This window comes from Oceanisphaera profunda, assembly GCF_002157895.1.
Classification (GTDB): Bacteria; Pseudomonadota; Gammaproteobacteria; order Enterobacterales; family Aeromonadaceae; genus Oceanimonas; species Oceanimonas profunda.
This window is the reverse complement of the sequence record NZ_CP021377.1, coordinates 2,981,484-2,998,124: the sequence shown is the minus strand read 5'-3', so window position 1 is coordinate 2,998,124 and position 16,641 is coordinate 2,981,484. Positions and strand designations below refer to the sequence as shown.

10 protein-coding genes are annotated in these 16,641 nt (G+C 51.2%); 6 read left to right on the top strand and 4 right to left on the bottom strand.

Annotated features, from left to right (window positions below):
• The first annotated feature begins 41 nt into the window (after nucleotides 1-41).
• On the top strand, nucleotides 42-704 hold the full coding sequence (locus tag CBP31_RS13235; RefSeq protein ID WP_087038053.1) for a CoA transferase subunit B: 663 nt from the start codon (nucleotides 42-44) through the stop codon (nucleotides 702-704).
• Nucleotides 705-821: 117 nt separating this feature from the next.
• Complete coding sequence (locus CBP31_RS13230; protein ID WP_087038051.1) at nucleotides 822-1,124, top strand: DsrE family protein; 303 nt, start codon at nucleotides 822-824, stop codon at nucleotides 1,122-1,124.
• Between the two features lie 30 nt (nucleotides 1,125-1,154).
• On the opposite strand, the gene hglS is transcribed toward CBP31_RS13230, so the two are convergent.
• The 4 genes from hglS to CBP31_RS13210 all read right to left on the bottom strand — a co-directional run bounded on the left by hglS (nucleotide 1,155) and on the right by CBP31_RS13210 (nucleotide 5,116).
• A complete protein-coding gene (hglS, locus tag CBP31_RS13225; protein ID WP_087038049.1) occupies nucleotides 1,155-2,597 on the bottom strand; it encodes a 2-oxoadipate dioxygenase/decarboxylase HglS in 1,443 nt (480 codons plus the stop codon).
• A gap of 370 nt (nucleotides 2,598-2,967) precedes the next feature.
• Entirely contained in the window at nucleotides 2,968-3,834 is an 867-nt protein-coding gene (yghU, locus tag CBP31_RS13220; RefSeq protein ID WP_087038047.1) for a glutathione-dependent disulfide-bond oxidoreductase, read from the bottom strand.
• A gap of 132 nt (nucleotides 3,835-3,966) precedes the next feature.
• Nucleotides 3,967-4,329: a hypothetical protein gene (locus CBP31_RS13215; protein ID WP_227875038.1), complete on the bottom strand. Its 363-nt coding sequence runs from the start codon at nucleotides 4,327-4,329 to the stop codon at nucleotides 3,967-3,969.
• A gap of 106 nt (nucleotides 4,330-4,435) precedes the next feature.
• A complete protein-coding gene (locus CBP31_RS13210) occupies nucleotides 4,436-5,116 on the bottom strand; it encodes a cold shock domain-containing protein (protein ID WP_087038045.1) in 681 nt (226 codons plus the stop codon).
• Nucleotides 5,117-5,618: 502 nt separating this feature from the next.
• Here CBP31_RS13210 and CBP31_RS13205 point away from each other — a divergent pair.
• The 4 genes from CBP31_RS13205 to recD all read left to right on the top strand — a co-directional run bounded on the left by CBP31_RS13205 (nucleotide 5,619) and on the right by recD (nucleotide 16,081).
• Nucleotides 5,619-6,482, top strand: a complete 864-nt coding sequence (locus CBP31_RS13205; protein WP_087038043.1) for a helix-turn-helix transcriptional regulator — start codon at nucleotides 5,619-5,621, stop codon at nucleotides 6,480-6,482.
• Nucleotides 6,483-6,603: 121 nt separating this feature from the next.
• Nucleotides 6,604-10,155 (top strand): exodeoxyribonuclease V subunit gamma, encoded by a 3,552-nt coding sequence (recC, locus tag CBP31_RS13200; RefSeq protein ID WP_227875037.1) that lies wholly within the window; start codon nucleotides 6,604-6,606, stop codon nucleotides 10,153-10,155.
• Nucleotides 10,152-14,009, top strand: a complete 3,858-nt coding sequence (gene recB / locus CBP31_RS13195; protein WP_087038041.1) for an exodeoxyribonuclease V subunit beta — start codon at nucleotides 10,152-10,154, stop codon at nucleotides 14,007-14,009. The genes recC and recB overlap by 4 nt, the downstream gene beginning before the upstream one ends.
• Nucleotides 14,006-16,081, top strand: coding sequence for an exodeoxyribonuclease V subunit alpha (recD, locus tag CBP31_RS13190; RefSeq protein ID WP_227875036.1), 2,076 nt, complete (start codon nucleotides 14,006-14,008; stop codon nucleotides 16,079-16,081). Before recB ends, recD begins: the two co-directional genes overlap by 4 nt.
• Nucleotides 16,082-16,641 lie beyond the last annotated feature (560 nt).

Sequence of the window (16,641 nt, the reverse complement as noted above, 5' to 3'; positions counted from 1 at the left end):
ATAACATGGCAGTGACTCACATAAGTGAAGGAGAGCAGGTTATGGCATTAACACGAGCACAAATGGCGCAGCGGGTGGCCCAAGAATTAAGAGACGGTTTTTATGTCAATCTCGGCATTGGCATCCCCACCTTAGTGGCCAACTATGTGCCCGCTGGCATAGAAGTGATGCTGCAATCAGAAAATGGTTTGCTGGGCATGGGGGCTTTCCCCACCGCAGACAAACTAGATGCAGATATGATCAACGCCGGCAAACAAACCGTGACCGCACGCCTCGGCGCTTCTATTTTTGACTCGGCCCAATCCTTTGCCATGATCCGCGGCGGGCACGTGGACTTAACCGTGCTCGGCGCCTTTGAGGTAGACGTGCAGGGTAATATCGCCTCTTGGATGATCCCAGGTAAGTTGGTTAAAGGCATGGGCGGCGCCATGGATTTAGTGGCAGGCGCCAGCAATATTATCGTGACCATGACCCACGCCTCAAAAGACGGCGAGTCTAAACTCTTGCCTCAATGCCAACTGCCACTCACCGGTGCAGGCTGCATTAAGCGAGTCCTTACGGATTTAGCCTACTTAGAAATCAATGACGGCGCCTTTATTTTAAAAGAACGAGCGCCCGGGGTGAGTGTAGAGCAGATAAAAGCGCTGACCGCCGGTAAACTTATAGTGCCAGAGCTGGTTCCCGAAATGCGCTTTGATACTTAACTAAAACAAGCTTGGTCTATTTTAGTTAAAAGCGGGAGGAAATTGCATCCGCCCTCGCCTTTAAACCGTACGCGCTTTAGCATAAATCGATTAATCACACCTATAGAGCACTCGACCATGACCACCCTGCAAGTTTTAATTCATGCGCCCACGATAGCAGCACTGCACCGCGCCCTGTCTAACGTGCGCAACTTACTGCAGCTTAGTCCGAACGCCGAGATTGAACTGGTAGTAAACGGCCCCGCTATGCCTGAGGCTATCACCATTAGCAATCCTGAGATTAAAAGCCGACTGCGGTTGTGCCAAAACAGCCTGCGCACCCAAGGCTTAACTGCACCTGCCGACATGCAACAAATCAGCGCCGCCATCTTGCACCTAAGCGAGCGCCAACAACAAGGCTGGAGTTATGTGCGGGCGTAACGCGCACCTCGTTAACAAAAACACAAGACGCTATATCGGTATTCGCCCGAGTAATGCCTGAATCGCTAGTTCATAAGACGCCTGTTCTTGCTCGGCATAGAGTGCGAATGGGTCAATAACGCAGGCACCTAGTGCTTGTTCAAACTGGGCTTGGCTCTGAGAAAGCACTGCTTGTTGGGCGGGTGCTGCGTGAGAACCTAATGACGGCTCAGTGCGTGTCGTTAAGCCTAAATTGGATTGAAAAATCCCTGCGGCACTGACCGGCAAAAAATCTTCATAGGTAAGGGGTGTCGCGCTCAATAGACCCTGAGCCAGCAGCGTTTCTTTATCTGGCAAGCTAGCAACTGAATAACGACCGCGCGCCGCTAAACCAGCGGGTGTTAATTGATAAGTAAAAAAAGCCAAATCGTGCTGACGAAGCACGCCAAAATCGTCAGGAAACGCCGTAAACACCACAGTCAGTTGACGCTGATGAGCCTGATTATCTAGTGGAGCATCACTCGGCGCTTGAGCAGACTCACCAGACTTGGCAAGTAGCGCATCATACAGCGCCCTGCCCTTAGCGGTGAGTGCAACGCCACGTTGCTCAATTTCACCAAAACGCGCGCTGTGAGCCCCAACTTGACCATCCGTAAAGCGAATCGATTCTTCCAATGCCTTAAAACTCGTCTGGCGTAATAAAATCGGGCAGCGCCGCTGAGGTGGGCCTTCAATCAGCGCCTTTGCAGCCATACCAGCCTTGGGCATCCGTAATTGCGCTTCATCAATATCTAAGGTGCGCGGAGTTAAGTGGTTAATATGTGGTCCGCGAAAGCACACCACATCAGCAATTAACGGATGCGCTTGTTGTAACGCCTGATAGGTAGCTAAATCCACAGTGGATGTGGGGTGCCAACGAAAGGTTTCGAGTGCTTCTGCGACAAATTCGCGGGCTTGCGGCTCCGTTAAGCCGCCCTGCTCATAGTTGCCAATGAGCTCGCGCACTCTGGGAGTAAAAATATCGCGTTTGGCTAATATCGCCGCCGCTTGCTCACGCAGCTGTGGGTTATCAATCAGATCTAAACGCAGTAAAGAGGTAAAGATCCGAAACGGATTGCGCGCCAGTGCCGCACGGTCAATCGGGCGAAAGGCGGTGGAATGCACCGGCACGCCGGCGGCAGACAAGTCGTAATAACCCACCGGATACATGCCCATGACAGCAAACAAGCGCCGTAGCATAGCAAGCTCGTCTGCCGTACCGACGCGAATCGCCCCATGGCGCTCCACACTAAGGCGCGCCAACTCACCATTGGCTTTGAGTTGTTCGGCCAATTGTGGCTGCTTGGCCAATGTGGCTTGATTCACCTTGGCCACTAGCTTTAGCAAAGTGGCGTATAAAGGCACTTCCGTTTGATACATGGCAGACATAGCGCTTGAGAACAGGTTGCGAATATGGTCTGTGGTTACATAAGCAGCAGTCACATGGGTGCTCATTATGTTACTCCTCCAATACGGGCCGATTCTGGTTTATACCCTCGGGTAGCTTGTCTTTGTAGGGTCCAATTTATTGGACAAAAAATCAGTGCAGCATTCAAAACCGGTAGCATGCTCTTCATCTAAAATAAGCGCCCCTACAAAAAACAAACTTTTGTAGGGGCTGCTTCACCTGCTAAATTCTACGCAGCAAAATAGTTTTAAAACTCAAAACGAGATCCTAACGTGCGTCAGGAAGACGGCATAAATATAGCGCTCAGTGCCGTGCTAAAAGAAAGCCGTACCCTACTGTCGCCATGCCAATTCTTCACCGTTAAGCCGTCAGCACTGGCTTTCATTCAACATTAAGCATTCAGTATTGCGTACAGCGCTAGCGGCTCAGCACCGCATCTATATCCGCTGCACTGTGGCGATGTTCTACAAACAGCCCCCCTTGTGCCGAAGTGCGATTAACGATGCGTCCTCTTTGTACCGCCGCACGTTTGGCAATCTCTTTCGCCCAACGCTGCACATGCACGTAAGCATTGACGTCTAAAAACTCCGCCGCGCCGTAGGTTTGGCCTAATACTAAATTGCCATACCAAGGCCAAATAGCAATATCGGCAATGCTGTATTCGTCACCGGCAATATAGGTATGCTCAGCCAATTGTTTATCCAACACATCCAATTGGCGCTTCGCTTCCATGGTAAAACGGTTAATCGCATACTCTATTTTTACTGGCGCATAGGCATAAAAGTGGCCAAAGCCGCCGCCCAAATACGGCGCCGAGCCTTGTAACCAAAACAGCCAATTTAATACTTCAGTACGTTTGCCAAGATCTGTCGGCAACAGGCGGCCAAACTTTTCCGCCAAATAGAGCAAAATAGCGCCCGACTCAAACACCCGTTGCGGTGCATCAAGCGAGCAATCCAGCAGTGCCGGTATTTTTGAGTTGGGGTTGATCGCCACAAAGCCGCTAGAGAATTGATCGCCCTCGCCAATATTGATCAAGTGCGCATTATACTCGGCACCCTGCTCGCCTAAGACCAACAGCTCTTCCAACATAATGGTGACTTTTTGGCCGTTGGGCGTGCCCAGAGAATAAAGCTGCAGTGGATGTTCGCCTTTAGGTAATATTTTTTCGTGGGTCGCGCCGGATACCGGCCTATTGATTTGCGACCATTTACCGTCATCTGCTTGCGGCGGCTGCCAGACCCTAGGTACTTGATACTCGGGCACTTGATGCTTGTCACTCATGCTTGCTCCTTAAATCGAGTTGAAAATAATATTAACGCCATCTTGCCACGCCATTATCAAACTACAAGGGCAGCGCTCAGTGACGGAGCTTATGTAGACTGGCTATGTGCTTGCCGCAGTATTTTCAATATCTTATTTACAGCGTTTAACACCCAACGCATCGGTTTGACAGCGGCTGCCATCGCTGCCTCGCGTTACCCCTAACGAGTCGGTGCGCCAGCTATTACCCTTATTATCTCGAGTTACGCCTAAGGAGTCTGTGCGATATACAGAGCCATCGCTGCCCCGCGTTATCCCTAACGAGTCGGTGCGCCAACTGTTACCCTGATTATCCCGGGTTACACCTAAGGAGTCTGTGCGAAACACTGAACCATCGCTGCAACGCGTCACGGCCAAAGAATCCGTTCGACAGCTCACCCCCGCTTGTGCATGAACTGGAACGGTAAGCACGCTCAACCACCACAAGCCGCACACCGTTAACCACTTAGCCATCATTTACCTCACACCGGATTATCACAGACAGTCACAGGTTAGGCTTAGTTTAGTGGCACTTGGCTTACCAACATACAATGTACTGATTTGTGCCAATGCTAAAGCTAGATTAAATAAGCCAGTGATATAAGCCCACACTGGTGACAATGGGTAAAAAGACCAATACCAGCAGCATTCCTAAACAACCTGAGCTGCTGCCAGACTTGCTGATAGAACTATTATATTCTGGCTGAGTCGCGTATTTAGGTTTATTTTTCAGCCATTTTATATGGCATTGCCTGCAGTAAAGTTGTGTAAAACCCGCGTTCCACGCCGATAGTGTTCTAGGATCATACTCGGCCACTGTGTGGCAACCCGTGCAGTTAAAGTGTTTTTCTTTAGGCTGCTTTTGCTTATTAAAAAGTAAGAAAGCCACCACAGCAGGCAAACCATAATACCAAATATCACCAAGCTCATTACTGAGATAATATTGGTAACTAACAAAACTGAGAGAGGCGAACATAGTGAACACTAACAGGTAGTCAAAAACACCTTTCTTGGGCGACGAGGTCTTAATATAGCGCGGGGTAAATGCCGCAGAATCTTTACTGTCACCAATTATAACACTGGTTGCTTTTAATCTATTTTGTGTATCGCGCTCAGCCTCATAAAAAACAACATCTCCCACTTGAGGTCTATTGGACTGATTTTTTACGCTAGAAATATGAAAAAACAGTCGCTCAGAGCCATCACTAGGCTGAATAAAACCAAATCCTTTATCATCTTTCCACTGAAAAACTTTACCTTCCATAGTCTATTAGCACTCTTTAGTAGCTTAATAATTGTGTTGAACAAGTTAATAACAACATATTACCAAATCAGCATTAGAATACTAATTTTTAACTCGCCGCTTAATTAATCAGAGCAATTTTTTATGACTTAATCTTGGCTCGACTCGATTCTACTATAAACCCAATATAACGCTGTACAAAAACCAATCAACACCATTACTTTAAGGAGGAGTCATCAATGCATTATTGCAGGTAAACTTCAGCCCGTCGGAATTGCTACTGAATACCAAGCGGCCAGCGAGTTGAGTGGTGCCGTTTTGCCCGCTCACACAAAGACCCTTTTGAAACCTTAAATGCCAATATACACGTGTCATTTGATTCGTAAAGCTCTAGTTAATCAACACCATTCAAGATGGCATTGACCGATAACTTAGTGTTTAATTGGCCATAATATTTTTATTCGCACTGACGCCCTTACCTAAAGGAAAGAGCCTAAAGGTAAGGGCCAACAAAGAGATTGCATTGAATAGCGCATCCCTAAAACACCTCACTATCATCGACTTTCATCTGGCTTTTTTCGGCCGACTGCGCCGAGCAGACTTAATGCTGCATGGCGAGATCAGTGTGGCCACCACTTCTCGGGCGCTGTCTGAATACCGTGAGCAATTTCCCGACCGCGTCAATTACGATGCCAGTTTAAAAACCTACTTTGCGGCAGATGATTTTGTGCCGGCGTTTAGCCATCAGGTACGAGATGCACTCAATTTTATCGCCCATGGCAAAATTGAGCGCTTTATTGGTGAGGCACGAGAATCCGAATTATCGCAACTGCCCACGCTATCGAGTAATTTAACGGTAGCCATAGTGCGCCAAATAACCGCGGCCCTCACGTTAGGGAAGCCGATAGATATTGATTACTACTCGGCCAGCTCTCAGCGTAAAGTGCGATGCGTGTACCCCTTGGCCATTTTTGAGGCGGCAGATGCTTGGTATGTTCGTGGCTATGATGTGAATGAGGCTGATTTTCGGGTGTTTCGCTTTAGCCGAGTATTTAGCGCCAGCCCAGTAGATGCAGATAAAATTGGTGCTAACAGCGCAGTGCCCGTCGATCTCGACTGGCAGCAATACGTGACGCTCACTTTAATGCCACACCCTAAGCATGCCAATCCCGACGCGCTAAAACTGGACTTAGGACTGGTTGATAAACCGGTGTGTAATATCAGCACCCGCAAGGCTCTGGCCGGATTTGTATTGCGAACGCTGCGGGTGGATGCGTCTTTACAGGCGGTATTATCACCGGTTGAGCACTCGCTTTATTTGGCTAACCGCCATGAGTTATTAGCCGTGGAGTCCATGGTGCTCGCCCCCGGCTTTAACGCCGACTAAAGCGACCAATGTTTACCACTCTGGCCCCTTGGCGCTGATTTTTATCTTTCACTTACCGCTTACGGCTTTAGGCTTATCGCCGCCCAGGCCTACTGGTTATTCAAAAAATAAGGAACCGTTTATGCTTGCGCCTTTATCTCCGGGCTTTATGGTATTGCAAGGCAACCGCTTAGAAGACCTGCGGGAAGTGGCCGTGCACTGGCTTGCCCAGCATCCCCTTAGGCCCTTAGAAGATGAATGCATCTTGGTGCAAAGTAACGGCATGGCCCAGTGGCTCAAAATGGCCTTGGCCACTAATCCTCAAGGGCGAGGCATAGCGGCGGCACTTAATGTGCAGTTGCCGGGGCGCTTTATTTGGCAGGCCTATCGCTCGGTGTTTGCCGAGCTGCCTACCAGCTCACCGTTTGATAAAACACCGCTAACGTGGCGAATCTATCGGCTGTTGGGAGATTGGCCCAGCCTGCAAGCAAGCCTTGGAGATCAGGCCGAAGCGCTAGGGCCGCTGGCCGGATTTTTAACTGCGGATCAAGACCCACGGCGACGCTATCAATTGGCGGCCAATTTATCGGATCTTTACGACCAATATCAGCTGTACCGTGCCGATTGGTTAAGCGCGTGGGAAGCCGGCCAAGATATTATTATTACCGCCAGCGGCCAGCGCCAGCCCTTAGCCTTAGAGCAGCGCTGGCAAGCCTGTTTATGGCGTCTATTAAGTGAAGATATTCATCAAGAGGTGAACAGCGACACCGATGCCGCCTGGGCTACGGCCAGTCGCGCCTTAGTACATCAACAGTTTATTAAAGAATGCCAAGCCTACACTCCAGAAAATCGCCCCGCCGACTTACCGCGCCGGGTGATCGTATTCAGTATTGCTTCTTTACCCCGCCAAACCTTGGAGCTATTACAGGCCATCGCCAAGTTTACCCAAGTGATGATTTTTGCCACCAACCCCAGCCAGCATTACTGGGGGGATTTAATTGAGGGCAAGGCGCTGTTAAAGCGCGAATATCGGCGCATTGCCGAGCGTAAAACGCCGGCTAATTTAAATCTCGAAGACTTGCATGCTTATGGCCATCCGCTGTTGGCCTCTTGGGGGAAACAAGGTCGAGATTTCTTACACCTGCTCGATGAGCACGACCAACCGGATAGCTATCGCCAGCACTTTAATCAGCAAAAAATAGACTTATTTAGCGAGCCGGGCGACGGCTGCCTGTTGCATCAATTGCAGTCGGATATTCTTAATTTATGCCCACTGGCGGAGCGTCAAGCTCGGCACAGTGTGATTGACCCTAAGCTCGATAACAGCCTGCAATTTATGGCGGCTCACAGCCCTCAGCGAGAAGTAGAGATTTTACACGACCAACTCTTAGCCAGCTTTGCCGAGGCGAAGGCCAAGGGTGAGATATTAAATCCGCGAGATATTCTGGTGATGGTGCCGGATATCAATATTTATGCGCCGCATATTCAAGCGGTGTTTGGCCGTTATCTTTCCAGCAATGACGACAGCGACGCGCCACGGGATCAGCGCTATTTACCTTTTCATATTTCAGACCAAAGCCAGCGTAGTCAAAATACGCTGTTGATTGCCTTAGAAAAATTGCTGCACTTGCCGCAATCGCGTTTTACCGTGAGCGAGCTGTCTGATCTATTAGATACGCCGGCCCTGCGCGAGCGCTTTGGCATTGCTGAAGCCGACTTGCCCACGCTGCGTCATTGGATCCACGGTGCCAATATTCGTTGGGGATTAAACGGTGCCCAGCGCCAGCAATTACAGCTGCCTGCTCTAGAACAAAACACCTGGCTATTTGGTTTACAACGCATGTTACTTGGCTTTGCGGTGGGCAACCACGCAAGCTGGCAAGGCATAGAGCCCTACCAAGAAGTAGCGGGGTTAGAAGCGGCACTGGTTGGCCCCTTGGCGTTATTATTAGATGCCCTGCAACAGGCCCAGCAGCAACTGTTAGTCGAGCACACGCCGGCCAGCTGGTTAAGCCTGATTGAAAGCCTAATGGCGGACTTTTTTGTCGAGACCAGTGCGGCGGATAACTGGGCGGTCACTAACTTAGAAATGCAGCTAGAAAACCTGCAAGCCGCTTGGCAAGAAGGCGGTCTCTGTGAGGAGTTATTGCCGATTGAGGTAGTGCGTGAAGAGCTATTAAATGGCCTGGATCAACCCAGCCTCACCCAGAAGTTTTTGGGCGGCTCGATTAACTTTGCCACCTTAATGCCGATGCGCGCCATTCCCTTTCAGCAGTTGTGGCTGCTGGGCATGAACGATGGGGATTATCCGCGTAATGTGCGCCCTGCCGACTTCGACTTAATGGCCCTCGACTATCGCCCCGGCGATAGATCGCGCCGTGAAGATGACCGTTACTTATTTTTAGAAGCGCTGCTCTCCACCCGTCAACGCTTGGTGGTGAGCTGGATTGGCCGAGATATTCGCGATAATACCGAGCGGCCGCCGTCGGTGATCGTCAGTCAATTGCGCGATCATATTAAGGCCGGTTGGCAGCTGATGGCTAATACCGAACATACTGAGCATGTTGAGCACGCTGAACCACCTCAAGATCTATTAGCCGCGCTCACCACAGAGCACCCCTTACAGCCCTTTAGCCAACGCTATTTTGAGCAAGACCGAGACCCGCGGCTGTTTACCTATGCCCGCGAATGGCGGGCATTGCATCAGCGCACGGCGCAAGCAGTGCAGCTTGAACCCCAAGCCCATGCGGTATTAACCGAACTGGCGCCTTGGCAGCCCGAAGCGGCCATTACCTTGGTTGATCTGGGACGTTTCTTACGCACCCCCTCCATGTACTTTTACCAACATCGCCTGGGCATTCAATGGTTTGATAACGACCAAGAGATGGAAGATAACGAGCTATTTAGTGTTAACGGGCTCGATAGTTGGAGTTTAAGGCAGCAGCTTATTCAACGGGTAACCCAGCAGTTAACCCAGCAGCCGCAATTAGTGATTGCCGACAGCTTAACCGACGGTTTGGCCAGTTTGCAGCGAGCCGGCAGCCTGCCCATGGCACCCTTTGCGACCCTAGTACAAGCCGCGCTGACCGACGAGCTAACCACGCCGCTTAGCGAATATCAGCAATTATTAGCCGCCTATCCTCTGCACTTAGCCATAGAGGTGCAACAGCTGCAGCTTGGTGAGCTGCAGCTTAGCGATGGCGTGGCGGATATTCGTCATAATGGCGAGGGCGACTATGTACGACTGATCATGCAAGCCAGCAACTTACATATCGGCAACAGCATTAAATATTACAATTTAGTACGCCAGTGGCCGGTTCATCTGTTTGCTCAATTGCGCCAGCCCGTCGCCACCCATCTCTTAGGCCCTGCCACCCACTTAGTGCTGCCAGCCATGGCCGCCGAGGCCGCCCAAGCACTGTTACTCGATATCTTGTCCGCCTATCAAGCAGGCATGGATCAATTGCTGCCCCTGCCCTGCAAGACGGCGTTTGCCACGCTGGTGGCTTCGGCCAAGCCACAAGAGGTTTATGAAGGCGGTCACAGCACCGAGCAATACGCCAACCAAGGGGAGCTGGCCGAGACACCGCCCTTGCAGCAATACTGGCCCGATTACGAGCGTTTAACTCAGGACTCGCGTTTTATGGATTTTGCCAAGTTAGTCTATCACCCCCTAGTGGAGGCCACCCAATGAGTGCACTACAAACATCCCAGGTTGCGCAGCCTCTGGGAGAGCAAACATCTGTCACCCAGCTTGATCCGCTGACTTTTCCTTTGTTTGGCAGTCGCTTAATTGAAGCCAGTGCCGGCACCGGTAAAACCTTTACCTTGGCCCTGCTCTATGTGCGACTGATTTTAGGCCAAGGCAATAATCAGTGTGGCTTTGAGCGCCCACTCACCCCAAAAGAAATTTTAGTGGTGACCTTTACCGATCTGGCCGCCGGCGAGTTGCGCGACCGTATTCGCGCCCGTTTAGTGGATGCCGCCGACTACTTTAAACTGCCCGAGCTGATGGATGATGCGCTGTTAGCCACCCTGCGCCAAGATTACCCTGAACCTGAATGGCCCCGTTGTGCCTGGCGTTTACAAATGGCCGCCGAAAGCATGGACGAAGCCAGTGTGTCGACTATTCACAGCTGGTGTAATCGCATGTTGGTGGAGCACACCTTTGATACCCGAGGCCTGTTTAATCGGGAGCTGGTCACCGACAGCAGCGCACTGTTAACTGAAGTGGTGGAAGACTATTGGCGGGTGCATTTTTACCGGCTGAACAGCGCCCAAGCCCGCGAGGTGCTTACCGCTTTTTCCTCGCCCAGTGCCCTAGAGTCGGCGTTGCGTAACTTAATTAAGCCCACCAGCCAAGGCATTAGCTTTATTGGTCAGCCACTGCAGGCCGAGTCCCCATTATTAGAGGCAAACCTACAGGAATGGGCGAATTATCAGACCGCGGTGGAGCACAAGCTGGCCGAGGTGCGCGCCGCCTGGGCGGATAACTGGCCAGACATTCAAGAACACCTATTGGCCCTGCAACCAGGGCTCAATAAAAGCTCCTTTCCGGCGGCCAAGTTCCCGGCCTTATTAGTAGAAATAGCCGACTGGCTACATAACCAAGGCTCTGAGCCCACTAAGTTGTGCCACTTTGCTCCGGGAGCGTTAAGGATTAATAAAACTGCCGCCATTCAACAATTGGCGCCGTGGCGTGCCTTTGAGCTGGTTGGCGAGTTAAACGCGCTGCGCCACGCCGACCAACAACCCGAGTTGCCCATTAATGTGGCCATTTTGGCGGAGGCGACACTGTGGGTGAAAAATGAATTTCAAAAGCGCATGCAGCAAAGCGCACAAATGGGCTTTGATGACTTATTAGTGCAGCTTGAACAGGCGCTGGATCCTGAACTTGCCGGTGATCATGCTTATGCCTTGGCTGCCACATTGCGCCGTAATTTTCCCATCGCCATGATTGATGAGTTTCAAGATACCGACCCCATTCAATTCAATATTTTTGACCGCATTTATCAGGTAGCCAATACCGCTGACGATCAGGGACTATTTATGATCGGCGACCCTAAACAGTCGATCTATAGCTTTCGCGGTGCCGATATTCATACCTACTTACAAGTACGTAGCGCTACCGCAGGCCGCCATTACACCTTAAAGAAAAACTTTCGCTCTACTCAAGGGGTGGTGGACGCCTGTAATGCTTTTTTTACTTACGCCGAACAACAGCCTCAGGCCGCTTTTCGCTATCAACATAGCCCAGACACAGCAAACCCGATTCCCTTTATTGCAGTAGAAGCCCAAGGCCGAGCACAACAGCTGTTTCTTAATCAAGCGTCAGCAGAGCAAGCGGCGGTGGCACCCATGACGCTGTGGTATTTTGCCGATGAGACTGATAATACGCCCTTGAGTATGGGGCTATTTCGCCAACGCGCCGCCGACGTGGCGGCCAGTCAGATCAGCGAATGGTTAAATAACGCCGCCCTCGGCCAGGCCGGTTTTGGTGAGCACGGAGTAGAGCAGGTATTAGCCCCCGCCGACATTGCCATTTTGGTTAGAACCAGCAGCGAAGCCGCTCTGATCACCGATGCCCTGAATAAACTGCGCATACCCAGCGTGTTCTTATCGGACCGCGAAGCCTTATTAGCCAGCTCAGAGGCCGCCGACTTACTGCATTGGCTGCGCGCCTGTGCCGAGCCCAGCGATGAGCGATTAGTCAAAGCGGCCTTAGGCACCTGCACCTTGGGCTTATCAATTAGCCAACTGGCCCATTGGCAAATTGATGAGCTGGCGTGGGAAGCGCAAATGCAGCAATTTAGCCGTTGGCAGCGCATTTGGCGCCGCCAAGGAGTGTTGGTGATGCTGCAACGACTGATGGCCCACTATCAGCTGCCGGCGCGGCTATTAAGCCAACCTAAAGGCGAGCGCAGCCTGACCAACCTCTTGCATTTGGGGGAATGGTTACAGCAAACCGCCAGCCAAATCGACGGCGAGCATGCCCTTATTCGCCACCTCCACGAGCATTTAGGTAAAGACGATCAGCAGCTGTTATTGCGCTTAGAAAGCGATGCGCGCCGAGTTAAAATTATCACCATCCATAAGTCTAAAGGCTTGGAATTTCCGCTGGTGCTGTTGCCGTTTATCAGTGGTTGGCGAAATATTGACGGCAAGCAAAAGCAAGTGCCCTATCACAGAGATACCGGAAGCTACACCGAAGTCTCCGATAATAAACGCTTCCCAAAAGCCTGGGATGAGGCTAACGACGAACGCATTAAAGAAGACTTACGCTTATTGTATGTGGCGCTCACTCGCGCCAGTCATGCACTCTGGTTGGGCGTGGCACCCTTGGGCACCACTAAAAATCCACAGCTAGAAAGATCGGCGCTGGGCCATGTGCTCAATGGCGGGAAAAAATTTAAAGATGCCGATGCGGTGTGGCAAGCCTTGAGCACCTTGGCCGAGCATCCGGCCATTTCTTTAGTGTCTGCGCCTGAGGCCGTCAATGTGCCCGCACCCAAGCTGGCAGAGCTACCCCTCGAAGATGCACGCCCCGCCCCCAATTTAGGCAACTTAAGTAACTGGTGGATTGCCAGTTATTCGGCGCTACAATTTGGTGGTCAAAAATACGATAACGATCAAAAGCATAACCTGCAGCCTAATGAGCCTACCAGCGCCCAAGAAGATCAGCTGCTGGAGCTTAGCCAAACCGGTGGCGGTGACACCGCGTTAGCCTCCCACAGTACCGAGCAGCAGGCCAGCCATGATTTTATGCACCTGTTTCCTCGTGGCCCTAAGTGGGGCACCTTCTTGCACGGCTTGCTGGAATGGGCCGCCGTGGCCCGAGGCAGCACCCCCGACACCCAAGCTTTAACCGGTTTTATCGCCGCAGCCCTTGATGATGCCGGCCGAGATGCCATGCTCGCCAGCCGCTGTAAACTGCGCAATATCGAGACCTTGGCAGCCCCCTTAAGCACTTGGCTAAAAGACTTTATCCTGCAACCTTGGTTGAGCACCGGCTTTGCGCTAAGCGAGTTAACGCCCCAGCACATTGCGGTAGAATTAGAGTTTTTAATAGAAGTGCATAGCGTCAATGCCATTGCGCTGGATAACTTGGTACGCCCCTATACCGTAAAAGACGCCGTCGCCCCCCAAGCTAAAGGCAACTTTTTAAATGGCATGCTCAAAGGCTTTATTGACTTGGTGGCCGAGAAAGATGGCCGCTATTACGTGATTGACTGGAAGTCGAACTACTTAGGCGCCGATGACGCCAGTTATAGCCAAGAAAACATGCAAAAAGCCATTTTTGAGCACCGCTATGACGTGCAGTATCTGCTGTATATTTTAGCCTTGCATCGCCAGCTGACTGCGCGCTTACCCGATTATGACTACGACGTGCATGTGGGCGGTGCCGTGTATGTATTTTTACGGGGTTGGCAGGCACCCAGCCAAGGCTTATTTCACGATAAGCCGCCTAAAGCATTAATTGAAGCCCTTGATACCTTATTTAGCCATAGCCCTACGCTTAGCAATACCACCGAAGGAGTCTGCCTGTGAGCCATCCGTCAATGTCTACCGCATCCCCAGCGGTGCTCAGCCAATTAACCACTTGGGTGGAACTGGGCGCGCTGCGCAGTTTGGATCTCGCGCTGGCCCGCTTTATTGCCCAGCAGCTCCCCCACAGCAGCGAGCTATTGCTGTTATCCGTGGCTTTGGTCAGTGAGCGTAATGCCCACGGCCATGTGTGCTTAGACTTAACGGCGGCGCTGGCGGCACCCAAGTTATTATTATCTGCGGTCAAAAATGCCCCCGATGGCGTCAGTGAAAATCAGGCCCGAGATGAATTGAGTGCGCGCTTAACCAACTTGAGCCTCAGCGCTTGGCTGGCCGAATTGAGTGCCAGTGGCGCCGTTGAAACTCGTATTAGCTCAGACACATCTGACGGCGACAGTAAGCTCGGTGACACGCCGCTGGTATTAGCCGGCAGTGCCGAGCGACCCTTGCTGTATTTACGTCGTTATTGGTTATATGAGCAAAAAATTAAAGCCGCACTCAACCTGCGCTTAGCCGTGCACCACTCACTGCCTAACGCTCCCACCCAGCGCTTATTAGCGGCACTGTTTCCACCCGTCAGCGCAACGGTTGCTGTTCCGGAGCTGGCCACCGACTGGCAAAAGGTGGCCTGTTTATTGGCCGCACGCAGCCACTTTGCCATTATTACCGGCGGCCCCGGCACCGGAAAAACCACCACTGTGGTAAAGCTGTTGGCGTTACTGCAAGGCTTGCGCTTAACCAATCAAGAAGCCCCACTGCAAATTCACTTAGCGGCCCCCACAGGCAAAGCCGCCGCCCGACTCAGTGAGTCTATTGCTGGCAGTGTGGCCCAACTGCCACTGCCCAGCGATTTGGCCGAGCCACTGCGCAACAGCATTCCCAAAGAGGTCACCACCTTGCACCGTCTGCTGGGTAGCCTGCCGAATACCCGACATTTTCGACATCACGCCACTAACCCCCTGCCCACAGATCTGGTGGTAGTGGATGAAGCCTCCATGATGGACGTGGAAATGATGGCGCAATTAGTGGATGCCCTGCCCGGCCACGCTCGGTTAATTTTATTGGGCGATAAAGACCAATTAGCCTCGGTAGAAGCTGGCTCCATACTCGGTGACTTATGCCAAACCGCCGATGTTGCTCATTACACGCCCACCACTCAAGACTGGATCACCCAACTCAGTAATGAATCCCTTAGTGATGAATTTATTGACCCAAAAGGCAGCGCTTTACAGCAAGCCACCTGCATGCTGCGCCACAGCTATCGCTTTAGCGCTCATCCAGGCATCGGTGAATTGGCTCACCAAGTCAACTCCGGTTTGGCCACTCCCGCCAGCCTAACCGCTATCTTTGATCGCCAATCCCACAGTTTGCATAATCTGCGCTTACCGGCGGCCAGCAATCAATATTTTATTGATTTGGCGCCTTTAGCGCGGCTGGCAGTAGCCGGTTATCAAGACTACTTAACCCTTGCCAAACGCCCGCCCCAGCTTACCAGCGACCCTGATGCCAATGTGGCCGCGCTTAATAGCTGGGCGCTGGCGGTGTTTGTGGCCCATAACCAGTTTCAATTATTAACCGCCGTGCGCCAAGGCACCTTTGGCATCGATAATCTCAACCAGCTTATTTTTAAAGCTTTACAAAAAAAGCAGCTCTTACCCGATGGCGAACCGTTGTGGTACTCAGGCCGTCCCTTGTTAGTCACTCGTAATGACTACAGCTTAAAGCTGATGAACGGCGATATTGGCATTTGCCTATATTGGCCAGGCGTGGGCCTTAGAGTGGCGTTTCCTGATGGCGAGCAAGGCATCCGCTGGGTATTACCAAGCCGCCTACAAGGGGTAGAAACCGTGTTTGCCATGACGGTACATAAGTCTCAGGGCTCGGAGTTTACCCACACCGCCCTAGTGTTACCCGACTATGGCAATCCGGTATTAACTAAAGAGTTAATCTATACCGGCATTACCCGTTCGAAAGAGAAATTTACCTTAATTCACAGCAAAGACGCCGTATTACAACAAGCGCTACACAGCCAAGTAAAGCGCGCCAGCGGCCTAACTAAAGTCGGTGAGGTGTGAAGGCTATCGCGATGCTCTAGCCGTCATCCGGTTGAAAATCAGGAACTTGCTCTTAACCCACAGCGCAAAATTCTATCTGCAACGGAACCCGCGGCAGAACACGGAACAATAGCGATCAGATCTGACAGTAACTATTAATGATAGGAGCAGAATCGAGGGATATTTTTACCTGATTACTCACAAAGCTCAGCTATGTTTCAGTAAGTTCAGTGTTAATGAATTCAATAGGTTACAGGGATGTGCCGACTCTTAGGTAAAGAATATGAGGCTCAGTTTGGTATTTTGACCTTGTAGGGGCCAATTTATTCGGCCCGGTTTGGTATTTTGGTTTAAATCTAAACCTCAGTAACAGCCAGCAGAGCTGGCCTGCCGAAGTCCTCTTTATTAAAGAGACGGGGCAGCTACAAAGAACAAACCGAAACAGGGCGCATTATGGCTGAGGTTCATACGTAATCAGGTATTTTTAAGCCGTCATCCTGACGAAAGTCAGGATCTCGCTTTAGATCTTAAAACTAGAGATTATTTGCAACGGAATCCGCTGAAAAACGCAGAAATATGTC

What these genes read in the sequence shown, in the direction of transcription:
- CBP31_RS13230 (WP_087038051.1), top strand. Translation starts at nt 822, where the DNA reads ATGACCACCCTGCAAGTTTTAATTCATGCGCCCACGATAGCAGCACTG.
- CBP31_RS13215 (WP_227875038.1), bottom strand. Translation starts at nt 4,329, where the DNA reads ATGATGGCTAAGTGGTTAACGGTGTGCGGCTTGTGGTGGTTGAGCGTG.
- recC (WP_227875037.1), top strand. Translation starts at nt 6,604, where the DNA reads ATGCTTGCGCCTTTATCTCCGGGCTTTATGGTATTGCAAGGCAACCGC.
- yghU (WP_087038047.1), bottom strand. Translation starts at nt 3,834, where the DNA reads ATGAGTGACAAGCATCAAGTGCCCGAGTATCAAGTACCTAGGGTCTGG.
- recB (WP_087038041.1), top strand. Translation starts at nt 10,152, where the DNA reads ATGAGTGCACTACAAACATCCCAGGTTGCGCAGCCTCTGGGAGAGCAA.
- CBP31_RS13235 (WP_087038053.1), top strand. Translation starts at nt 42, where the DNA reads ATGGCATTAACACGAGCACAAATGGCGCAGCGGGTGGCCCAAGAATTA.
- hglS (WP_087038049.1), bottom strand. Translation starts at nt 2,597, where the DNA reads ATGAGCACCCATGTGACTGCTGCTTATGTAACCACAGACCATATTCGC.
- CBP31_RS13210 (WP_087038045.1), bottom strand. Translation starts at nt 5,116, where the DNA reads ATGGAAGGTAAAGTTTTTCAGTGGAAAGATGATAAAGGATTTGGTTTT.